This window comes from Bradyrhizobium sp. GW821-FHT13H06, assembly GCF_058803975.1.
The window spans coordinates 303,779-325,454 of record NZ_JBXAPN010000001.1; the positions used below are offsets into that span (position 1 = coordinate 303,779).

Below are 21,676 nucleotides of genomic sequence, written 5' to 3' on the forward strand. Positions count from 1 at the left end.
AGTGCGGGCGCTGGTCCTGGCGGCACTCGCCGCCAGCCTTTGCCTCGTCGGTCCTGGCGGCGCGTTCGCCGAGGAGGCGTTCGTCACCAACCAGCTCAGCGAAGACTTGATGGTCGTGGACCTCGCGACGTCGCGCAGCGTTGCGACCATTCCGATCGGCGGCAAGCCGGCCGGTGTCGCCGTCAGCGCCGACGGGCGCTTTGCCTATGTGACGAGTCCCGATGCCAAGGCGGTCACGGTGGTGGACGCGGCCGCGCGGCAAGTCGCGGGGCGGATCGAGGTCGGCGGCGGGCCGCTCGGCATTGCCGTCGCGCCCGATGGCCGCACCGTCTATGTCGCCGACTGGTATGCCGCTGCGGTGCGGGTGATCGATACGGCTTCGCGCAGCGTCACGGCCAGCATCGCGGTCGGCGCCTCGCCATCGGGCCTCGCCGTGACGCCGGACGGCAGGCTGCTGCTCTCGGCCGACCGCGACGACGACAGCGTCTCGGTGGTGGACACCGCGACGCGCCAGCGCAGGGCCATGATCAAGGTCGGCACCCGCCCGTTCGGCGTTACCATCGATGCCGACGGAAAGCGCGCCTACACCGCCAATGTCGGCTCCGACGATGTCTCCGTGATCGACATCGCCGCCGGCCGCGAGATCGGTCGCGTGCCGGTGGGGATGCGGCCCTATGCGGTGGCGCTGACGCCGGGCCGCGGCTTCGTCACCGACCAATATGGCGGCACCGTCAGCGTGTTCGACCTCGCGAGCCTGAATCCGATCAAGCGCATCACGGTCGGCGACTATCCCGAAGGCATTGCCGCAACCGCCGACGGTAAGCGCATCATCGTCGCCTGCTGGGAGAGCAACACGCTCAGCATCATCGATGTTGCCGAGTTGAAGGTGATCGGCGAGGTCAAGGTTGGCGACGGCCCGCGCGCGTTCGGGATGTTCTTGCGCAGGACGGAGTAGTTCGCCAAGACCCGCGGCCGCTTCGCAAGCGACGACGCTGCATGAAGCTGCTGCCGATCGCTCATTCAGTAGTACCCGTCAGCGCTGATCAGTTGGCGGGGGGCCAGCCTGATCGGTAACCGCCGCTTCCGAGACCGCGCTGGCCGGCGCACCCCGGTCGGTCCAATCCGGCGGCAGCCCAATCCTCTCTCCGGCCATTCCAATCAGTCCCGGCGCTCGCCCGAATGTTTCACAGATCGCCTCCTTGGGCGCGCCGCCGAGAGAGGCCTGCAGACGGCCGATGGATGGCGGCGCCGAGACCTTTCCGAACGGACTCTCGCCGGTCACAAGCATCTTCCCGAAATCGTCTCCGAAAGCGCCGGCGAGATCATAGGCATCCCCGTCGCTCGATGCGCGCGGAGCGCTGGTGAATGAATTCGCGCCGCGCGCCCAGATCATGGCAGCTTTTTGGTTGCCGCTGCGGTCACGGGCTTCGGCCTCTACCGACAGGCTCCCAAGTCCGATCGGAAGCCGCGGGACAGGGATGGGCACACCGGGAGCAACGATGGAGGGTACAACGCTCGCGACCTTGGAGACGCCGGCTGCCGTCGCATCGGTCGGCGCAATGTGGGTAACGACCGCCCGAACATTCAAGTCCGCGGCTTCCGTCGGTGCTACGATCCGGAAGCGCTCGCTCAGCGCAAGACACATCGCTCTATTTATCGCATTCTTGATCAGGCTGCGCTGCCGGTCGGAGAACGGCTGGCTTGCGGCGGTTGCCGCGAACGCAGCTGGCTCGATACGCGCAGTCTTCGCGGCGAGAACATCAGCCTTGCTGATCCGAACCTGCGACTTGGTCAGAACACCATCGGACGGCGTCAGATCGTCGTAAGAGGCCAGGGACCCGGACCGCTCCAGCGGTGCGGTCGCGCAACCTGCAGCCATCAAGCTCAAGGCCGCTGCGACACACCATCTCATGGCGTGGGAGCAAGACCGATCTCCGCCCTCTGGACCATGCGCCGGGAACGCGCGGCCGGAACGGGAGAGGGCGCGGCGCCGGGCGCCGATGCCAGGATTGGCTGCCAGGTCGCATTCCAACGCGCCAGCGTCGTCTCGTTGCCGTCGAAGGCCAGGTCGAGGAAAGCCAGAGTGAGCTCGGCCGTCGCAGCCTTCACTTTCGGATTGAGAGCCGGACCACCCGTGAACGAGCGATCGGTAAAGATGCTGTGCGAGCCGCCCTCGAACACGGCAAGCAGCTTGCGCGGTTCGGCAATGGCGTTGAAGACAGCCAATCGATCGGCAGCAGGCGAGTGGTATCCGGGGATTTCGATGACGTCGTTTGTCGCCGTCACGTGCAGGTTCGGAACGGCGATCTTGCCCAGGACCGAGGCAAGATCGGACTCGCCGTAGAACGGCGGCGCAGAGATGACGATGGCCGCCGAAAAGCGCGGGTCGCGGGCCTCGACCCACCGCCCTTCACGCATCACGCGGGCGCCAACCGCAAGAAGGGCCGTGTTCGCGCCATATGAATGTCCGGCTGCTACGATGCGCCGGCGGTCGACCTCGGCGCCGTAGGGGCTCGACAGCACAAGGTTCAGAGCGAAGTGCAGATCCCTGGCCCGCGCCAGCGCCTCGCTCTCATGAGCCGCCCGCTGCAAACGGTCCACGACGGTGAGAGGATTGCCTCGCCAGAGCGACGAATCGCTGCCCGCATGCTGAACATGCAAGCTCGCAATGCCACGGGCCGCCCAATATCGCCCGAGATAGCTGTACCCCCGGCGGGAGCCACCCAGGCCATGGGAGAACACGATGAGCGGTACGCGCGATCCCGGCGCGACAGTCGTCGGCCAATGCAGGCGCGCCGGAACGGCTCGCGAACGTGCTGGATCGACCCAGTCGAAGTCGACGAAGGCGGGCGGGGCGGACTGCGCTTGCGCTGGAGGCGCCGGAACGGCGGCCGTGACCGCGACGGCGAGCAGCATGGCACCGAGGCGCCGTCGTGTCATGTTGGGGGGCGCGATTGCGTTGCCCCCGCCACGTGCGGGCGCGGATGAAACATGCCACGAGGGAGTGTCGCCGCCAACCCTGTTCGCCATGAACACACCTTGAACACAATTCGCACTGGGTGTAATTTTGTATTGCACTTAGTGCAATTTTGCAAGCGGATTCATTTCGTGCCAGAACAGGCCATGAAAAGCTCGTCTCGAAAGGAGGAAGGCCTGCGCGAACGGAAGCGGCGCGAAACGCTGCATCGCATCACCGAGCAAGGCCTGAAACTGTTTCTGACCCACGGCTACGAGGCCACCACGCTCGACGCGATCGCGGAGGCCGCCGGGATCTCGCGGCGGACGTTCTTCTACTACTTCAAGTCCAAGGAAGAGATTCTGCTGGCGTGGCAGGACGGCGGTTTCAGCGAGACCCTGCGAGCCGCCGTGCTGGAGCAATCGACCAAACAGTCGCCTCTCACTGCCGTAAAGAACGCCTTGTTGGAGCTGACGGCCCGCTTTCCCGCCGATTACAAGCAGACCAAGGCAATCGAGCGCCTGATGTGCGCGAACGAGTCGCTTCGCATACGGCAGCAGGCGAAATATGTAGAGAAGGAACAAGCGGTCTTCGACGCGCTCTGCCAGATGTGGCCGCAGCCGAGGCAGCAACCCGCGCTCCGCATGGTCGCCATGATGTCGGTCGGCGCATTCCGTCTTGCGATCGAAAACTGGAACCGCGACCAGGGGAAGCGACCTCTCGCCATTTGCCTGAGAGAGGCTTTTGCGTGCCTGGACCAGGAAATTGGAAGGGGCCTGCTTGCACAAGACTGACTCGTGCGGGACTGACGGCCGATCCTGCGACGTGCGTCAGCGGGAGGCTGGCTAGTCCAGCTCGCTCCGCAACTTTCCGACGCCGGGTGACCTGGAGATTTGCTCCGGATGTCGCCCTGCGCATCCGGGCTACCGCACCGGGCACAACGCCCGCACGATCTCGTCCAATTGCTCGAACGTGTGGTCCGGCGCATGCGCGCGCAGCGCTGCGGGTGCCGCATAGCCCCAGCATACGGCGCCGCAGGTGATACCCACGGCGCGAGCGGCCTCGATGTCGCGAACCTCGTCGCCGATCGCAATCACTCGCTCAGAGCTTACGCCCGCACGCCGGATGACGCGGCGGAATTTCGCGGGCTTGCCGAACAGCGACGCAGAACAGTCGAAATGCGCGAACAGCGCTGCGACGTCCCCGAGCTTCTCGCGCGCATTGGCTTCGCTGTCGGAGGTCACCAGCGCGAGCTGCACGCCGTTTCCGGCCAGCGTCCGCAGCATCGCCTCGACGCCGTCGAACAGCGCGATCTCCGCGGCGGCCTCAGCCTTCAGCCGACGCGCATGCCGCGCGATCGCCGGCAGCTTCCACAAGGGCACTTCGAGCCGGGCGAGGATCTCGCGGCTCGACGCATGCCGCAGCTCCTCGATGTCCTCATCCTTCACGCGGCGAAAATTGAAGTGATCTGCGACGTCGTTGATGGTGCGGAGGAACCACGGAAAGCTGTCGGCGAGGGTGCCGTCGAGGTCGAAGATGGCGAGGGCGTAGGGCACGTGAAGGGATGTTGGTTTGTTCATCCGCTATCGAACTAGGTTTTCCACACAGTCTCTTCGGTCCAACCTAGTTCGGCGAATTCGCTGGCGCGGAGCGATGCTTCTCCCTCGGGAAAGAATTCGTCAAGCTGAGGCGGTGCGACGCGCGTTTCGGACAGCATGGCATGCGCCTGTCCGCGATGATGAATCTGATGTTGGAACAGATGCATGAGCAGCCGGTCGCGTCGCTCGGTCTGTGCGGCCGTGTCGCGGTTGATCCGCACAACGCTGTCGAGGATCTCCGGCGTCAATGCATCGCAGACAGCGACCAAGCGCTTGTCGACTGCGGCTTGTGCCTGCTTGAGCGCGGCTAGAGAAGGGTACGGCACCTGGTTCTTCCAGGCGGCCGGACCCAACCAACCGCCCTCCAGCGCATCGACATAGAAGAGGTCGACGACATGGATGTGGTTTAGCGTGCGCTGCAGGCTTGGAAAGAACCCGGTCCGCTTGGCCTCGAAATCAGCTTGAGGCAGAGCAGCGCAAGCAGTGAGCAGCCGATGGTTTGCCCAGGCATTGTTATGGGCGAACGCGCGATAGGTTTGCACAAGTCCGGCAGGCAAAGCTCATTCTCCCTCAGACATGTGCGTCGGCACGTTCCAAACGCGCAACCTACTCCGCCGCCTCGCTCGTGCTCCTTCGCTTCGGCTTCCGTGCCTTCTTCAGCACCGGCTCCAGGAATTTGCCCGTGTAGCTCCGCGGCGCTTTCGCGATGTCCTCCGGCGGACCCCAGGCGACGATCTCGCCGCCGCCGTCACCGCCTTCGGGGCCGAGGTCGATGACCCAGTCGGCGGTCTTGATGACTTCCAGATTGTGCTCGATGACGACGACGGTGTTGCCCTGCGCGACTAGCTCGTGCAGCACCTCAAGCAGCTTCTTGACGTCATGGAAGTGCAGGCCGGTGGTGGGCTCGTCCAGGATGTAGAGCGTGCGGCCGGTGGCGCGCTTGGACAGCTCCTTGGCGAGCTTGACGCGCTGGGCTTCGCCGCCCGACAGCGTCGTCGCCTGCTGGCCGACATGGATGTAGTCGAGGCCGACGCGGTGCAGGGTCTGGAACGTCTCGCGGACGCGCGGCACTGCCTTGAAGAACTCGGCGGCCTCCTCGACGGTCATGTCGAGCACGTCGGCGATGCTCTTGCCCTTGAACAGGACTTCGAGCGTCTCGCGGTTGTAGCGCTTGCCCTTGCAGACGTCGCAGGTGACGTAGACGTCGGGCAAAAAGTGCATCTCGATCTTGATGACGCCGTCGCCCTGGCACGCCTCGCAGCGGCCGCCCTTGACGTTGAAGGAGAAGCGGCCGGGCTCGTAGCCGCGCGCCTTGGACTCGGGCAGGCCGGCGAACCATTCGCGGATCGGGGTGAAGGCGCCGGTATAGGTCGCCGGATTCGAGCGCGGGGTACGGCCGATCGGCGACTGGTCGATGTCGATGATCTTGTCGATGTGCTCGAGGCCCTCGATGCGGTCGTGGGGCGCGGCGCCCTCGCTGGCGTTGTTCAGCTTGCGGGCGATGGCGCGGTAGAGCGTGTCGATCAGCAGCGTCGACTTGCCGCCGCCGGACACGCCGGTGACGCAGGTAAACAGGCCGAGCGGAATCTCCGCGGTGACGTTCTTGAGGTTATTGCCGCGCGCGTTCACCACCTTGATGGTGCGGCGATGGTTGGGCGGGCGCCGCTCCGGCACCTCGACCTCGAGCTCGCCGGTCAGATACTTGCCGGTCAGCGATTTCGGGTTGCGCATGATCTCGGCGGGCGTGCCTTCGGCGACGATGTGGCCGCCATGCATGCCGGCGCCGGGGCCGATGTCGAGGACGTAGTCGGCGAGGCGGATGGCGTCCTCGTCATGCTCGACCACGACCACGGTGTTGCCGAGGTCGCGCAGCCGCTTCAGCGTGTCGAGCAGGCGGGCGTTGTCGCGCTGGTGCAGGCCGATCGAGGGCTCGTCGAGCACGTAGAGCACGCCCGTCAGGCCCGAGCCGATCTGCGAGGCCAGGCGGATGCGCTGGCTCTCGCCGCCGGACAGCGTGCCGGAGGAGCGGGACAGCGTGAGATAGTTGAGGCCGACATCGAGCAGGAAGGTCAGGCGCTCGCGGATCTCTTTCAGGATGCGGCCGGCGATCTCGTTCTGCTGCGCGTTGAGCGCGCCGGGCACGGTCTCGAACCACTCGCCGGCCTTCCTGACCGACAGCTCCGAGATCTCGCCGATATGCTTGCCGCCGACCTTGACGCAGAGCGCCTCGGGCTTGAGGCGAAAACCCTTGCAGCCCTCGCAGGGGACGTCGTGGAAATATTTCGCCAGCTCCTCGCGCGCCCACTCGCTCTCGGTCTCGCGATAGCGGCGGTTGATGTTGGTGATGACGCCCTCGAACGGCTTCTTGGTGTCGTAGGAGCGGACCCCGTCCTCGTAGGAGAACTTGATCTCGTCGTCGCCGGAGCCGTAGAGGATCGCGTCTCGCGTCTTCTTCGGCAGATCCTTCCACTTGGTATCGAGCGTGAACTTGTAATGCTTGCCGAGCGCGGTCAGCGTCTGCACGTAATAGGGCGATGAGGATTTGGCCCAGGGCGCGATCGCGCCCTTGCGCAGCGTCAGGTCCTTTTCGGGGATGACGAGGTCCTCGTCGACATGCTGCTCGACGCCGAGCCCGCCGCAGGCCGGGCAGGCGCCATAGGGATTGTTGAACGAGAACAGGCGCGGCTCGATCTCGGGGATGGTGAAGCCGGAGACCGGACAGGCGAACTTTTCCGAGAACAGGATGCGTTCGGGACCGCTCTTGTCGTGGATCTTCGCGGTCTTCTTTTTCTCTTTCTCTTCGGCAGGCGCGGACGCCGGCGCGTCGGCGAACTCGACGACGGCGAGGCCCTCGGCGAGCTTCAGCGCGGTCTCGAAGCTTTCTGCGAGGCGCTGGCCGATGTCGGCGCGTACGACGATGCGGTCGACGACGACGTCGATGTCGTGCGGGAATTTCTTGTCCAGCGTCGGCGCTTCCGCGAGCTCATGGAAGGTGCCGTCGATCTTGACGCGCTGGAAGCCCTTCTTGAGCCATTCGGCAAGCTCCTTCCTGTACTCGCCCTTGCGGCCGCGCACGACCGGCGCGAGCAGATAGAGGCGGGTGCCTTCGGGCAGCGCCAGCACGCGGTCGACCATCTGGGAGACGGTCTGGCTCTCGATCGGCAGGCCCGTGGCCGGCGAATAGGGTACGCCGACGCGGGCCCAGAGCAGGCGCATGTAGTCGTAGATCTCGGTCACCGTGCCCACCGTGGAGCGTGGGTTCTTCGACGTCGTCTTCTGCTCGATCGAGATCGCCGGTGACAGACCATCGATCTGGTCGACGTCGGGCTTCTGCATCATCTCGAGGAACTGGCGGGCATAGGCCGACAGCGATTCGACGTAGCGGCGCTGGCCCTCGGCGTAGATGGTGTCGAAGGCGAGCGAGGATTTGCCGGAACCGGAGAGGCCGGTGAACACCACCAGCTTGTCGCGGGGGATCTCGACGTCGATGTTCTTGAGATTGTGCTCGCGCGCGCCACGGATTGTAATTGCGCGCAGGCTGGAGCCCGCGTTCTGTTGTTGGCGCTTCGCCTTGATCACTTCGTCCATCCCGCTGGTCCTTAAGGAATCCAAAGACGCGCGATCGCGCCAATGTTGAAGGCGCGCTTCGCCCGGAACCGGGAACGGCGCCGATGGGTATGGCAGCGAACGTAGGAAGAACGGCGGCGGATTTCCAGTGCGACTTGCGAATCGTCAACGGATTGTTGGCGCGCTGGCGGCATCTGGCAGCAGCGGGGAGTGGAAACTTCGCGCGAAGTGTCCGGCAAAACAAAAAGGCCGGCGCTGGCGCCGGCCTTTCGTGACGATATGACGTCGGTCGCGATCGGTACTTCAGATCAGTACTTGGCGACGACCGGGGCGCCGAAGTGATAGTTCACGCCGACCTGGACGGTGTGGAAGTTGATCGTGCCAGACGCCAGCGGAGCGCCAAGGTTGGAGAAGTAGGTCTCGCTGCCGAGGCTGCGATAGAGATACTCGCCCTTGACCGACCACTGCGGCGCGAAGAACGCTTCGACGCCGGCGCCGACGGTCCAGCCGGAGTGCCACTTGCTGTCGGAGACGCTCACGCCGAGCGCGCTGAGGGTGACCTTGTTGTCGATCCAGGCGTAACCACCGGTGCCGTACAGCAGGATGTTGTTGACGGCCCAGCCGATGCGGCCGCGCACGGTGCCCATGGCGTCGGTCTTCGAGCTCAGCGTGGCGGTGGCAACGCCGAAGCCGGGGACGACGGTCGCGCCGGTGACCGAAGCGCTGACGTCAGCCCAGGCGCCGTCGGCCTCGAGACCGAACACGACGTTGCCGGTCTGCCAGTTGTAGCCGGCGGTACCGCCGACGAAGCCGCCGTTCATCTTCGGATCGGTCGAGGACTCTTCCCAAGCGCCGCCGCCGACGACACCGAGATAGAAGCCGGTCCAGTTGTAAACAGCGGCCGGAGCGATCGGAGCCTTGGTGTAGGGGCGGGCCGCAAGGTCGGCGGCCGAGGCCGGAGCGGCGAGAGCGAACAAACAGGCCGAAGCCAACAAAACCTTTTTCATCTTCAACTAAATCCCAGTCCCAGTTTCTGTTATTGCCTTCCGTGACCGGAAGGGCAGCGGACTCAACGGCCCAACTGAGGTTGTGCTTACACCACCAAAGCCGCAAGTTGTGTCTCCGAAAAGCCACAACGACGCAAAAGGTAATGGTTACTGACTCGTTTCCCGGCGATCAGTGCGCGCCCAAAGCAGAAAGGCCGGCGCGAGGCCGGCCTTTGTTCTCCAACAATATCAGCGAGATATCAGTACCTTGCGATCATCGGGCCGCCCCAGCGATAGTTCAACCGGATGAGACCGATATCGACGTCCTGGCCGATGCGATTGGAGGCAGTGAAAACACCGAGCGGAGCCGTGACAAAATTGCCGGATCCGGTGAAGTCGATCGTGCGGTGGCCCAGGAAGATGTGATCGTACTCGAAGCCGACCGACCAGTTCGGCGCAAATCCGAACTCGACGCCCACGCCCACTGTACCGCCCCAACGGGTCTCGTTGGCCCGGTCGAACTCGAGGCCGGTCGCCACATCGTAGGTCCGATAGCGATCGCCGACGACGGCGGCGCCGCCCTTCACGTAGAGCAAAACGTTGTTCCAGGCATAGCCGATCTGCCCGGTGATCAAACCGAAAGAGTCGATCGTGGACTGGTTGCGAAGGCCGGACACCGCGCTGATGTTGTCGCCGGTAAAGTCGGCCCAGTTGCCCTGGCCTTCGAAGCCGAACACCCAGTTCGTCGACTGCCAGCGGTAGCCCACCTGGCCACCGACGGTGCCGCCCGTCGCATTGTGACAGCCCTCGCCGACCAGAACGCCGGTCGCCGGAGTCACGAAGTCCCAGCACTTGCGGCTTGTGCCACCGCCGCCGTTGATGCCGATGTAGAAGCCGCTCCAGTCGTAGATGGCGGCGATCGGCGGTGGAGCCTTGGTGTAGGGACGGGCGGCAAGATCGGCCGCGCTTGCGGGGGCCGCCAGCCCCAACGCCATTGCACTGATTGCACCAAAAAGAATCTTATTCATTGCAGTCTCCCCAGTTTCGCCCGCTTCTCGAAGTCCCCGAAGCGGGCTGATCAGGCGCGACGCCCATATGAACTAATTCCAAGGCAACGATAGCCCAAGGAAAGGGCAAAATCCGTCTCCGAAATGCCACACTCGCCTACTGATTGAATTGGCTCTAACTTGATGAATGTTAAGCGGTTTTCGTCCTTCTCGGGAACCCGGAAAAGTTCCATCCGGGTTCCGCGCAATCGGCGTGTGACCAGTATCTGTTCAGTGCTTTTGGCGCGAAGAACAAATCTGGAACGTAGCCGGACGGGATGCTATATGTGGGGATAACCTTGGGGGTGGCGGGCTGATCGGCGTCCGCAAGCGTATAGGGTCGCGTCAACGGGGCGCAGAGGAACGCGGGCAGCGGGATTCGCCCTTTTGGAATTCAGTGGCATTCGGAGTGGAGAGCGGCGATGGCGGGAAGCGTCAACAAGGTCATTCTGGTTGGAAATCTCGGCAAGGATCCTGAAATCCGCCGTACCCAGGACGGGCGGCCAATCGCGAATCTGAGCATCGCCACCTCGGAGACATGGCGTGACAAGGCGACCGGCGAGCGCAAGGAGAAGACCGAGTGGCACCGCGTCGTGATCTTCAATGAAGGGCTCTGCAAGGTTGCCGAACAGTATCTGAAGAAGGGCGCGAAGGTTTACATCGAGGGCGCGCTGCAGACCCGCAAATGGACCGACCAGAGCGGCGTCGAGAAGTACTCGACCGAGGTCGTGCTCCAGGGCTTCAACTCGACGCTGACGATGCTCGATGGCCGCGGTGGCGGCGGAGGAGGCGGCAGCTTCGGCGACGAGCCGGGCGGCGATTTCGGCTCCTCCGGTCCCGTCAGCAGCGCACCGCGCCGTCCCGTCGCCGCCGGCGGCGGCCGCAACAGCGACATGGACGACGATATCCCGTTCTGAGGACGAGGATCGAGAGACGCCGAGCGGACGGAGCTTGGCGTTTCGTATCAGCAGTTCTGCCTAATCGATGGAGCGGGCTCGGGTTTTCCGGGCCCGTTTCATGTTCGGCTTGAACTCAAATCGTTGCGACATCGAGGGGATGGCCGATCGCGGCTCCCGGCTGCTGCGAACGGGGCTCGCGGGGCCTCCCTGGCTGCGCGGATTCTGGGGCATGGCGGCGGTTCCGCGGAGCCATTTCCGGGGCTGTCCGAGATATCCTGTTCTAAGCCGTAAGCCATTGGAAAAATAAGCGGAAAAAGCGCTTCTCGGCCCTCCGCGAGGGTGGTTATCCGCCCCCCGATGCGCTATATGATTCCCAGACAAAATCTCACCGGATTCCCCCTTGGCTGACGACGACAACAAGCCCGGCGACCAGCCGGCGCAACCCTCGGACATTCGCCCCGTCTCCATCTTCGAGGAGATGAAGAAGTCGTACCTCGACTACGCCATGAGCGTGATCGTGGCACGTGCGCTGCCCGATGCGCGCGACGGCCTGAAGCCGGTACACCGCCGCATCCTGTTCTCGATGAACGAGCAGGGGCACACGCCCGACAAGAAGTACGTCAAGTCCGCCCGCGTGGTCGGCGACGTCATCGGTAAGTATCACCCGCACGGCGACCAGTCGATCTACGACGCCATGGTCCGCATGGCGCAGGACTTCTCGATGCGCGTGCCGCTGATCGACGGTCAGGGCAATTTCGGTTCGGTCGACGGCGATCCCCCGGCCGCCTATCGTTACACCGAAGCGCGCCTGACGAAGGCGGCGCTGGCTCTGCTGGCCGACATCGACAAGGACACCGTCGACTTCCAGCCGAACTACGACAACAACGAGACCGAGCCATCGGTCTTGCCGGCCAAGTTCCCGAACCTTCTCGTCAACGGCGCGGGCGGCATCGCGGTCGGCATGGCGACCAACATCCCGCCGCACAATCTCGGCGAGGTCATCGACGCCTGCGTCGCTCTGATCGACAACCCTGCGCTCACTATTGACGAGCTCATCAACATCGTGCCGGGACCTGACTTCCCGACCGGCGGCGTCATTCTCGGACGTGCGGGCATCCGCGCCGCCTATCACCTCGGCCGCGGCTCGATCGTCATGCGCGGCAAGGTCGCGATCGAGACCATCCGCAAGGAGCGCGAGGCGCTCATCATCACCGAGATTCCGTACCAGGTGAACAAGGCGACGATGGTCGAGCGCATCGCCGAGCTGGTGAAGGAAAAGAAGATCGAGGGCATCGGCGACCTGCGCGATGAATCCGACCGCGAAGGTTACCGCGTCGTCATCGAGTTGAAGCGCGACGCCGTGCCAGATGTGGTGCTGAACCAGCTGTATAGATTCACGCCGCTGCAGACGAGCTTCGGCGTCAACATGGTGGCGCTCGACAGCGGCCGTCCGCGGATCATGCATCTGAAGGAGCTGCTGGCGATCTTTGTCGACTTCCGTGAGCGGGTTGTCACGCGGCGCACCAAGTACCTGCTCGCCAAGGCGCGCGATCGGGCGCATATCCTGGTCGGTCTCGCGATCGCAGTCGCCAATATCGACGAGATGATCCGCGTTATCCGGAGTTCGCCCGACCCGACTACCGCCCGCGACACCCTGATGTCGCGCGACTGGCCGGCCCGGGACGTCGAGGACATGCTGACGCTGATCGACGATCCGCGTCATCGCATGAGTGCGGATGGCACGATCCGGCTGTCGATGGAACAAGCGAGAGCTATTCTCGATCTGCGCCTTCAGCGCCTTACCGCACTCGGCCGTGACGAAATCCGCGACGAGCTCGACAAGCTCGCCAGCGAGATCGCCGATTATCTCGACATCCTGCGCTCGCGCGAGCGCGTGCTGGGCATCATCAAGACCGAGCTCGCCGAGGTGAAGGCGGAGTTCGCCACGCCACGCCGCACCGTGATCATGGAGCAGGAAGGCGAGGTCGAGGACGAGGACCTGATCCAGCGCGAGGACATGGTCGTCACCGTCTCCCACGCCGGCTACGTCAAGCGCGTGCCGCTGTCGGCCTACCGCGCGCAGCGCCGCGGCGGCAAGGGCCGCTCCGGCATGCAGACCCGCGACGAGGATTTCGTCAGCCGCCTGTTCGTCGCCTCCACCCACACGCCGGTGCTGTTCTTCTCCTCGCGCGGCCAGGTCTACAAGGAAAAGGTCTGGCGGCTGCCGATGGCTGCGCCGAACGCGCGCGGCAAGGCGATGATCAACATCCTGCCGCTGGAGCAGGGCGAGCGCATCACCACCATCATGCCGCTGCCGGAGGATGAATCGACCTGGGGCAATCTCGACGTGATGTTCGCCACCACCGGCGGCAACGTCCGCCGCAACAAGCTGTCCGACTTCGTCGACGTCCGCCGCTCCGGCATCATCGCGATGAAGCTCGACGACAACGAGGCGATCGTCGACGTGCAGATATGCACCGAGCGCGACGACGTGCTCCTGACGGCTGCCGGCGGCCAGTGCATCCGCTTCCCCGTTACCGACGTGCGCGTGTTCACCGGACGAACCTCGATGGGCGTGCGTGGCATCGCGCTTGCCGAGGGCGACAAGGTGATCTCGCTGGCGATCCTGCGCCATGTCGAGACCGCGTCCGACGAGCGCTCGGCGTACCTGAAGATGCGCCGAGCGGTGGCCGGCGAAGCCGCGGCGGAAGAGGTTCCGGCCGATGCAGAGGCCGAGGAGACCTCCGGCAGCTTCCAGCTGTCGCAGGAGCGTTATGCCGAGATGTCGGCGCAGGAGCAGGTCGTGCTGACCGTCTCCGTCAACGGCTACGGCAAGCGGACCTCGTCCTACGAGTACCGCACCACGGGCCGCGGCGGCAAAGGCATCGTCGCCATGAGCGTCAACAACCGCAACGGCAATCTGGTGGCTTCCTTCCCGGTGGAGGATGCCGACCAGATCATGCTGGTCACCGACAAGGGCCAGCTGATCCGCTGCCCGGTCGAAGGCATCCGCATCGCCGGCCGCTCGACCCAGGGCGTGATCGTGTTCGACACCGCCGAGGACGAGCATGTGGTGTCGGTCGAGCACATCACGGAAGAGGCGGAGAGCAACGGCGCGAACGGAGAGTAACGTTCAGCCCGGTAGCCCGGACTGCGCGGCGCTGGATCCGGGCTGCGAACCGCTCAGCTGACACGAAATCGTCAGGCCCCGACTACGGGGTCCGATCGGCAGTCACGAGGCGCGCCTCGCGGACATTGGTCTTCGTGCCGGCGGTGCGCAGGCAGGAGGCCTCGAAGTTCGGCCAGGCCTGCTGCGAGCAGTCCTTTCCGACGCTGCGGATGTCGAGCCGGTCGCTCTTGGCCAGCGGCTGCGGCACGCTGGCTTCGACGGTGGGGGCAAAGCCGGGCAGGAGGGTGAGGGCCGCGGCAACACATGCAGAGAGTGCGATCGCTGAAAGGGTCTTGATCATTGACGGTCCCCTGTGATGCGGCCGCTCACGCCCGGTGTGCGGCCCGTCATTCGTTGACCGGATTAGTAACCATGGCCAGTTTCCGGACGTCTTCGCCGATGCGGGAAATGGTTTCGTTCTCGCTCCGTTTTGTTTCGTGGCTGCCCCGGGGACGAAACATAACGGCCGTCGCCGACACGTCCGCGAGAGATTTTCCGGGGGACGGGCAAGAAACGGGCAAGGAACCTGCCCGGCTTGCCGGGCCGGGCCGGGCGCGGTAGGAGGGAGCCATGCCGCGCATTGCCTTCTATCCCGGTTCCTTCGATCCCATCACCAACGGCCACCTGGACGTGGTCCGGCACAGCGCTTCGCTGTGCGACAGGCTCGTGGTCGCGATCGGGGTGCACCCGGGCAAGAAGCCGCTGTTCTCGACCGAGGAGCGGTTGGAGATGCTCCGTGACGTCTGCGGGCCCGTGGCAGCCCAGGCTGGCTGTGTGCTCGAGGCTGTGACCTTCGACGATCTGTCGGTCACCTCGGCGCGCAAGCACGGCGCGACGATCATGATCCGGGGCCTGCGCGACGGCACCGACCTCGACTACGAGATGCAGCTCGCCGGCATGAACGAGGCGATGGCGCCCGAGGTGCATACGGTCTTCCTGCCGGCCTCTCCCATGGTCCGCCCGATCACCGCCACTTTGGTGCGCCAGATCGCCGGCATGGGCGGGGATGTCTCGGCCTTCGTCCCGCCGCAGGTCGCGGCACAGCTCAAGGCCAAATTCGCCGGATAGCGGCCCGCTTCCTTTCTCATCCTGACCGGAGTTGTCATGATCCGAATTCTCGCAGTTCTTGCCGCGCTTCTGTTCGCGGTGCCGGCGGTGGCGCAGCAATTGCCGGCGAACCTCGACAAGGCCAACGCCATCGTCATCGATAGCACCAAGGGTCGCATCGTCATCAAGCTCAGGACCGACATCGCGCCGCAGCATGCCGAGCGCATCAAGCAGCTCGCGCGGGAGGGCTTCTACAACAACGTGCCGTTTCATCGTGTCATGGACGGCTTCATGGCGCAGACGGGCGACGGCCAGAATTTCAACGGCACCGGCGGCTCGAAATATCCGAACCTGAAGCAGGAATTCTCCAAGGTGCATTTCGCCCGCGGCATCGTCGGCATGGCCCGCCGCGGCGACAGTGTCGACAGCGCCAACTCCCAGTTCTTCATCATGTTCGCCGATGGCGGCAGCCTCGATGGCCAGTACACGGTGATCGGCGAGGTCGTGCAGGGCATGGACGTTGTCGACAAGCTGAAGAAGGCGCCTCCGGGCTCGCCAGGCGGCGCGGTCACCGATCCCGACAAGATGGTGAAGGTTCAGGTCGCCTCCGACATCAAATAGGAGCGGTCATGGCGCGCCGCGGTGGCAAGCTCCTGCTGGTGGCCGCGATGCTGCTGCTCGGCGTCTCAAGTGCGGCCGCCGAGGACGCGCAGGTCAACACGATCCAGGACATCTTCCGGCACCTGCGCACCTGCTGGAGGCCGCCGTCGCCGGCCCAGGCGCGCCCACTCGACATCACTGTCGTGGTGAGCTTTAACCGGGCCGGAAACATTCTGGGCCATCCGAGGATTACCTATGAATCCGCGGAGGCCTCCGACAGTGACCGGCTGCAATACCGGATCGCGGTGATGGAGGCGTTGCAACGCTGCACGCCGATGCCATTTACCGACGCAATGGGCGGCGCCGCCGCAGGACGTCCATTCGCGATCCAGTTCCGCAGCCGTAAGACTTCACCCCCAACACAAGAGAGACGAGCATGAGCGCCACCGAAAACACCCTGATCCTCGAGACCACGCAGGGCCCCGTCACCATCGAGATGCGGCCCGACCTCGCGCCGAACCACGTCGCGCGCATCAAGGAGCTCGTGCGCGAGGGCTTCTATGACGGCATCGTGTTCCACCGCGTCATCGAGGGCTTCATGGCGCAGACCGGCTGCCCGCACGGCACCGGCACCGGCGGCTCCGGCAAGAAGCTGAAGGCCGAGTTCAACAAGGAGCCGCATGTGCGCGGCACCACCTCGATGGCCCGCGCCGCCAACCCCGATTCCGGCGACAGCCAGTTCTTCATCTGCTTCGACGATGCCCGCTTCCTCGACAACCAGTACACGGTCTGGGGCAAGGTCACCGACGGCATGGAGAACGTCGACAAGATCAAGCGCGGCGAGCCCGTGATGAATCCGGACAAGATCGTCAGGGCGCGGATGGCGGCCGACAAGGAATAGTCACTCATTCCGGGGCGCACCTTGGCGTGAACCATGGTGCGCAATTGGGCTCCCGAGAATCTCGCGCCACAATCTCGGGATTCCGGATCGCCGCGCTCGAGGCGCGGCGTCCGGAATGACGGCGCTAGTGACACATGCGCACCGACCTCTTCGACTTCGACCTGCCGCCCGAGCGCATCGCGTTGCGTCCGGCGAACCCGCGCGACTCCGCGAAAATGCTGGTGGTCGAGAAAGGCGCGCTGAGGGATCAGGTCATTTCCGACCTGCCGCAATGGCTGGAGCCTGGCGACCAGCTCGTCGTCAACGACACCAAGGTGATCGCGGCGCAATTGAAGGGCCGCCGCATCGGTCGCGAGACTGAGCCGAAGATCGAGGCGACCCTGATCAAGCGCCTCGACGACTCGCGCTGGCAGGCCTTGGTGAAACCGGCGAAGAAGCTCACGGCCGGCGACCGCATCCGTTTCGGCAACGAGGGCAAGGTCTGCCTGCTCGGCCATCTCGATGCCGAGGTCGAGGCCAAGGGCGGCGAGGGCGAGGTGACGCTGTCGTTCTCGTTCCACGGCCCGGCGCTCGACCAGGCGATCGCCGATCTCGGCAGCCCGCCGCTGCCGCCCTACATCGCTTCCAAGCGCTCGCCTGACGACCAGGATCTCGCCGACTACCAGACCATGTTCGCGGCCAACGAAGGCGCGGTGGCGGCGCCGACCGCAGGGCTGCATTTCACTCCGGCACTGGAGCAGGCGCTGCACGAGCGCGGCGTCGGCATCAACCGTGTCACGCTGCATGTGGGGGCAGGGACGTTTCTGCCGGTGAAGGTCGACGACACCGAAGGCCACAAGATGCACGCCGAGTGGGGCACGATCTCGGCCGAGACCGCGGAGCGCCTCAACACGGCGCGAAAGAACGGCGGCCGCATCGTTGCGGTCGGCACGACGTCATTGCGCCTCTTGGAAAGCGCGGCGGGTGAAGACGGCACGATCCAGCCTTTCGCGGCCGAGACCGCGATCTTCATCACGCCCGGCTATCGCTTCCGCGCCGTCGATGTCCTGATGACCAATTTTCATCTGCCGAAATCGACGCTGTTCATGCTGGTCTCGGCCTTCTCCGGGCTGGAGATTATGAAGCAGGCCTATGCGCACGCCATCGCGAACGGCTACCGGTTCTACTCGTACGGTGATGCGTGCCTGTTGTTCCGGGCCCGAGAGTGACCCGGCAGTTCTTTTGTGTTATGCTGTCGCCCCTGAATTGGTAGATCGAGTAGTTGATGAACATCCGCTCCGCGAAAGTCGACGAGCTTGTCCAGCGCCTCGCCCGCCTGACGGGGGAAGACATCGAGACGGCGTTGGAACGCGCCATTGAGGAGCGGTTGTCGCGTGTCAGCTCGCCGGTCGGTGATAGAAGGGCCGCCCTGACTTCTTTCTTCGAGCGGGCCGCGAGCTTGCCTGTTCTGGATTCCCGGTCTGCTGAAGAAATCCTCGGTTATGACCGCTTCGGGCTTCCGTCCTGATGGTGCTGGATACCTCTGCGATCGTCGCGACCGTATCCAACGAGCCAGACGGGGAGCGCTACCGGACAGCCATGCTGGGTGCCGACAGCTTGTCGATGTCGGCAGTAGCCGTGTTGGAAACCAAAATCGTTCTCTCTGCTCGCTTCGGATCGGCGGCCGTGACGTTGTTCGACGAGTTGCTGGAGACTGCCGGGATTATCGTCGTGCCGTTCGACGCCGAGCTGGCGAAAGGCGCGTTCGAGGCGTTTGAGCGTTTCGGCAAGGGGCGAGGACATCCTGCACAGTCAACATCGTTGATTGCGCGGTTTACGCTCTGGCGAAAGCGCGTTCGCAGCCGCTCCTTTTCAAAGGAGCCGACTTTGCCAGGACAGATATAGTTGCGGCGTTGACCTGACTGCGCGTCAACCAGTCGGGTGGACAAAGCGAAGCATGCCCACCATCTCTTGTGCGCGTGGAGAAGTAGTGGGCACGGCGCTTGCGCCTTTGTGCCCACTCTACGCACCTGCGTTACGCCATCACGCGCTGCGGCAGCAGCTCCGCGATCTGCACCGCGTTCAGCGCTGCGCCCTTGAGCAGCTGATCGGCCGCCACGAACATCGAGATCGAATGCCCGCTGGCGTCGCTGAGGTCCTTGCGGATGCGGCCGACCAGGACGTCGTCCTGGCCCGAGGCGTCGATCGGCATCGGGAAGTAGTTCCTGGCGCGGTCGTCGACGACCTTCACACCCGGCGCCTGCGCCATGATGGCGCGGACCTGATCCTCGGTGATCGGCCTCTCGCATTCGAAGGTGATGGCCTCGCAATGGGCGCGCAGCACCGGCACGCGGACGCAGGTGACGCCGACCGCGATGGTGTCGTCCTCGAAGATCTTGCGGGTCTCCTTGATGACCTTGGTCTCTTCGTCGTTGTAGCCGGTGTCGGGATCGACGGCGGTGTTGTGGTTGAAGAGATTGAAGGCGTAGGGGTGCGGCATCACCCTGGGCGTATAGACCTGCCCGTTGAGGTTGGCGCGGGTGGATTCGACGAGTTCCTCCATGGCGGCGGCACCTGCGCCGGAGGCTGCCTGGTAGGTCGAGATGATGACGCGCTTGATGCGGTTCTGCCGGTGGATCGGCCACAGCGGCACCAGCGCGGTGATCGCCGCGCAGTTGGGGTTGGCGATGATGCCCTTGTGGTCGCGGATGCGGCTGGCGTTGATCTCGGGGATCACCAGCGGCACGTTCGGGTCCATGCGGAAGGCAGAGGAGTTGTCGACCACCACCGCGCCGGCCTTGACCGCGATCGGCGCGAACTTCCTGGAGATGCCGCCGCCGGCCGAGAACAGGGCGATGTCGACACCTTCGAAAGACCGCTCGGTCAGCTCCTCGATGACGACGTCCTTGCCGCGGAACGACACCGTCTTGCCGGCCGAGCGGGCACTGGCGAGCGCCTTGAGCTTGCCGACGCGAAAGCCGCGCTTGTCCATGGTGGCGATGAATTCGGCGCCCACCGCACCGGTGACGCCGACAATCGCGACGACGGGATCGTTACTCACTTTGTCCTCCATTGCTTTTGAAATCCAGACAACAAAAAAGCCCCGGACCATCGAGGGCGGGGCTTCGGTAGAGCTGATGCGTTTTCGTCGACGACTACGCGCGCACGCCTCCCCGGGCCCCTGAGGCCGTGGTGGTTTTGGTCGTGCGTTTGGTGGTCGTGGACATGGCGGCGACTTATGGGGGAGAGTCTTGCGGCCGTCAATGGCTTTTCGCCCCGGTCGGTACCGGGGGAAAATCTGTCGCTATCGGGCCCGGGCGCCCGGCGGCTCCAGGATGACCTCCTTGAGGTCGTCGCCGCTGATCACGACGATCGCAAAATTGAGCCGGCCGCGTTCGCGCACGAGGCCGCCGCTGATGGCCTTGCCCGAGGCGGCGCGCTCGGCGACGCGCACGGCATCGGCAAGGCGGTGCCTGATCGCACCGAGCGCTGCGAGGTTGCTGCGGTCCTCGTTGTCGAGCTCGCTGAGGGGCAGGGCGGCCTCGCCACCGACGAGCTCGCCGGTCGCGGCATTGATGGTGTGGCGCCAAATCCGGTCGTTGTGCAGGGTCTTCACCCGGTAGACCGGGACGCCTGAAGCGCCGTCGAAACTCACGTCGGCGGTGGTGGCGCCGGCATGGCGGGCTTCCGCGATCGCCATGGCCTGGCTGATCGTGATCGACGAGCTGCGGAAGCGTTCGATCTCGCGGGTGACTGCCTGGCGGTCTGCTTCGGCATCACCATCTGTATCGTTGTGGAGCGCGGTCGGCGTGTCCGCGGTCACGATCGCCTGCGACGGCGCGGCGAAGAGCAGCGCGGGCAAGGCGATCGCAAGCAGTTGCAAGGTCCGTCGTCTGGCTGTCGTCATGCTCGAAACCTTCGGCCTGCGAGTGTGCCGGATGAACGTAAAGAATTCGCGGCCGGCCCTGGGCAAGGCCGGCCGCGGAACGCCGCGGCGGGCTGTACCTGCCGTGACGATCGAAGCGGTCCGGACCTCTTTGGGGCTGGTGAAAAAGCGGCCCGTACCAACTTAGAACTAAACCATACCGTATCGTTTTGTTTTGGTCAATGCCGTTGCGTCGGCCCCTTTGGGGAAAGAGCGTCAGTTCACGGAATCGTCAGCGGGAGGAGCGGCGGCGCGCCGGGCCCTTTGCGGCGTCCCGGACCCGGTCGGCAGGACCCAGGGCACCGGCAAGGAACAGTTTGATCGCGATGCGCATGCGCTTCTCGGCCGATTTCGGCTCGAGCGCCGTTCCGAACGTCGCCATGCGGTGGGTGTGTCCGACGACGACGTCGAGGAACACCTCGGCTGCGATGGTGGTGTCTTCGACATCGAGCGCCCCTTGCGCCACCAGATGGTCGAAGAAGCGCGCGGTGGTGGCGACGGCCTTGAGCCAGCCTTCCTCCTTGCCGAGCTTGGCGACGTCAGGGAAGTTGATGGCCTGCGACGTCATCATGCGGCTGAAGGCGACGGCGTCGGGACCACAGGTGAATGAGAGCATCTCGCGCCCGATCTCGACCAGCCGCTGTTCGACCGAGATGTCGGCGGCGCTGCTCAGCTGGGTCTCTGCCGCGGCCGACAGCGGCGCGAGCCAGCGCGCGATCTCCCGCCTCAGTACGGCCGCGAACAGCCCGCGTTTGTCGCCATAGCGCGAATAGACCGTGGGCTTGCTCACCCGGGCCGCTTCCGCGACCGCATCGAGCGAGGTCGCCTCGAAGCCGCGATCCAGGAAAAGGCGGGTGGCGACCTCGATCAGCCGCTGGTCGCGCTCGATCGCGGCGGTTTTCGTCGGCCGGCCGCCGCGGGATTTCGGCATCTCGCGCCGTGGTGCTGCCGGTTTTGTCCTGGTCGCAGTCAATCCCATGCCCAATGATTCCTGCGCGTTTCT

General features: G+C 64.8%; 22 protein-coding genes. 11 read left to right on the forward strand and 11 right to left on the reverse strand.

Translation table 11 applies throughout. The annotated features are described in order from the left end of the window. Nucleotide 1: 1 nt before the first annotated feature. Nucleotides 2-955 carry a YVTN family beta-propeller repeat protein gene (locus tag AC1RQP_RS01490; protein WP_492935671.1) on the forward strand — a complete coding sequence of 318 codons (954 nt, stop codon included), beginning with the start codon at nt 2-4 and terminating at the stop codon, nt 953-955. A 78-nt stretch (nt 956-1,033) separates the two neighbouring features. On the opposite strand, the gene AC1RQP_RS01495 is transcribed toward AC1RQP_RS01490, so the two are convergent. Next, a complete protein-coding gene (locus AC1RQP_RS01495; RefSeq protein WP_492935672.1) occupies nt 1,034-1,879 on the reverse strand; it encodes a DUF3313 domain-containing protein in 846 nt (281 codons plus the stop codon). Between the two features lie 29 nt (nt 1,880-1,908). Further along, nucleotides 1,909-2,916: an alpha/beta hydrolase family protein gene (locus AC1RQP_RS01500; RefSeq protein ID WP_492935673.1), complete on the reverse strand. Its 1,008-nt coding sequence runs from the start codon at nt 2,914-2,916 to the stop codon at nt 1,909-1,911. Between the two features lie 192 nt (nt 2,917-3,108). On the opposite strand from AC1RQP_RS01500, the gene AC1RQP_RS01505 reads away from it, so the two are divergent. Continuing rightward, nucleotides 3,109-3,750: a TetR/AcrR family transcriptional regulator gene (locus AC1RQP_RS01505; RefSeq protein WP_492935674.1), complete on the forward strand. Its 642-nt coding sequence runs from the start codon at nt 3,109-3,111 to the stop codon at nt 3,748-3,750. A gap of 129 nt (nt 3,751-3,879) precedes the next feature. Here the strand turns inward: AC1RQP_RS01505 and AC1RQP_RS01510 are convergent, their stop codons facing one another. From AC1RQP_RS01510 to AC1RQP_RS01530, 5 genes are all read right to left on the reverse strand, one after another. After that, nucleotides 3,880-4,536 (reverse strand): HAD-IA family hydrolase, encoded by a 657-nt coding sequence (locus AC1RQP_RS01510; protein WP_492935675.1) that lies wholly within the window; start codon nt 4,534-4,536, stop codon nt 3,880-3,882. 11 nt (nt 4,537-4,547) lie between these two features. Further along, nucleotides 4,548-5,111 (reverse strand): DinB family protein, encoded by a 564-nt coding sequence (locus AC1RQP_RS01515; RefSeq protein ID WP_492935676.1) that lies wholly within the window; start codon nt 5,109-5,111, stop codon nt 4,548-4,550. A gap of 49 nt (nt 5,112-5,160) precedes the next feature. Continuing rightward, nucleotides 5,161-8,142, reverse strand: coding sequence for an excinuclease ABC subunit UvrA (gene uvrA / locus AC1RQP_RS01520; RefSeq protein ID WP_492935677.1), 2,982 nt, complete (start codon nt 8,140-8,142; stop codon nt 5,161-5,163). Between the two features lie 287 nt (nt 8,143-8,429). Continuing rightward, nucleotides 8,430-9,128: an outer membrane protein gene (locus AC1RQP_RS01525; RefSeq protein ID WP_492935678.1), complete on the reverse strand. Its 699-nt coding sequence runs from the start codon at nt 9,126-9,128 to the stop codon at nt 8,430-8,432. Between the two features lie 239 nt (nt 9,129-9,367). Beyond that, nucleotides 9,368-10,135, reverse strand: a complete 768-nt coding sequence (locus AC1RQP_RS01530) for an outer membrane protein (RefSeq protein WP_492935679.1) — start codon at nt 10,133-10,135, stop codon at nt 9,368-9,370. Between the two features lie 440 nt (nt 10,136-10,575). Between AC1RQP_RS01530 and AC1RQP_RS01535 the strand changes: the two genes are divergently transcribed. Both AC1RQP_RS01535 and gyrA read left to right on the forward strand, forming a co-directional pair. Then, nucleotides 10,576-11,070: a single-stranded DNA-binding protein gene (locus AC1RQP_RS01535; RefSeq protein WP_061881761.1), complete on the forward strand. Its 495-nt coding sequence runs from the start codon at nt 10,576-10,578 to the stop codon at nt 11,068-11,070. 382 nt (nt 11,071-11,452) lie between these two features. Then, nucleotides 11,453-14,182, forward strand: a complete 2,730-nt coding sequence (gene gyrA, locus AC1RQP_RS01540) for a DNA gyrase subunit A (protein ID WP_492935680.1) — start codon at nt 11,453-11,455, stop codon at nt 14,180-14,182. An 82-nt stretch (nt 14,183-14,264) separates the two neighbouring features. On the opposite strand, the gene AC1RQP_RS01545 is transcribed toward gyrA, so the two are convergent. Continuing rightward, nucleotides 14,265-14,522, reverse strand: a complete 258-nt coding sequence (locus tag AC1RQP_RS01545) for a hypothetical protein (protein WP_492935681.1) — start codon at nt 14,520-14,522, stop codon at nt 14,265-14,267. 269 nt (nt 14,523-14,791) lie between these two features. Here AC1RQP_RS01545 and coaD point away from each other — a divergent pair, with 269 nt between their 5' ends. The 7 genes from coaD to AC1RQP_RS01580 all read left to right on the forward strand — a co-directional run bounded on the left by coaD (nt 14,792) and on the right by AC1RQP_RS01580 (nt 18,653). Continuing rightward, on the forward strand, nt 14,792-15,289 hold the full coding sequence (gene coaD / locus AC1RQP_RS01550; protein ID WP_492935682.1) for a pantetheine-phosphate adenylyltransferase: 498 nt from the start codon (nt 14,792-14,794) through the stop codon (nt 15,287-15,289). 36 nt (nt 15,290-15,325) lie between these two features. Next, the gene (locus AC1RQP_RS01555; protein ID WP_492935683.1) at nt 15,326-15,889 is read left to right on the forward strand and encodes a peptidylprolyl isomerase; all 564 of its coding nucleotides are present in this window, start codon (nt 15,326-15,328) and stop codon (nt 15,887-15,889) included. Nucleotides 15,890-15,897: 8 nt separating this feature from the next. Then, a complete protein-coding gene (locus tag AC1RQP_RS01560; protein ID WP_492935684.1) occupies nt 15,898-16,308 on the forward strand; it encodes a UCP034077 family protein in 411 nt (136 codons plus the stop codon). Further along, nucleotides 16,305-16,769: a peptidylprolyl isomerase gene (locus AC1RQP_RS01565; protein WP_492935685.1), complete on the forward strand. Its 465-nt coding sequence runs from the start codon at nt 16,305-16,307 to the stop codon at nt 16,767-16,769. The genes AC1RQP_RS01560 and AC1RQP_RS01565 overlap by 4 nt, the downstream gene beginning before the upstream one ends. A gap of 134 nt (nt 16,770-16,903) precedes the next feature. Beyond that, entirely contained in the window at nt 16,904-17,977 is a 1,074-nt protein-coding gene (gene queA, locus AC1RQP_RS01570) for a tRNA preQ1(34) S-adenosylmethionine ribosyltransferase-isomerase QueA (RefSeq protein WP_492935686.1), read from the forward strand. A 56-nt stretch (nt 17,978-18,033) separates the two neighbouring features. Further along, on the forward strand, nt 18,034-18,276 hold the full coding sequence (locus AC1RQP_RS01575) for a type II toxin-antitoxin system VapB family antitoxin (protein ID WP_492935687.1): 243 nt from the start codon (nt 18,034-18,036) through the stop codon (nt 18,274-18,276). After that, nucleotides 18,276-18,653 (forward strand): type II toxin-antitoxin system VapC family toxin, encoded by a 378-nt coding sequence (locus AC1RQP_RS01580; protein ID WP_492935688.1) that lies wholly within the window; start codon nt 18,276-18,278, stop codon nt 18,651-18,653. Before AC1RQP_RS01575 ends, AC1RQP_RS01580 begins: the two co-directional genes overlap by 1 nt. 130 nt (nt 18,654-18,783) lie before the next feature. Here the strand turns inward: AC1RQP_RS01580 and AC1RQP_RS01585 are convergent, their stop codons facing one another. From AC1RQP_RS01585 to AC1RQP_RS01595, 3 genes are all read right to left on the reverse strand, one after another. Next, nucleotides 18,784-19,821 (reverse strand): aspartate-semialdehyde dehydrogenase, encoded by a 1,038-nt coding sequence (locus AC1RQP_RS01585; RefSeq protein ID WP_492935689.1) that lies wholly within the window; start codon nt 19,819-19,821, stop codon nt 18,784-18,786. 231 nt (nt 19,822-20,052) lie between these two features. Beyond that, nucleotides 20,053-20,655, reverse strand: a complete 603-nt coding sequence (locus tag AC1RQP_RS01590) for a PepSY domain-containing protein (protein ID WP_492935690.1) — start codon at nt 20,653-20,655, stop codon at nt 20,053-20,055. A 250-nt stretch (nt 20,656-20,905) separates the two neighbouring features. Further along, complete coding sequence (locus tag AC1RQP_RS01595; RefSeq protein ID WP_239623707.1) at nt 20,906-21,652, reverse strand: TetR/AcrR family transcriptional regulator; 747 nt, start codon at nt 21,650-21,652, stop codon at nt 20,906-20,908. Nucleotides 21,653-21,676: the final 24 nt, after the last annotated feature.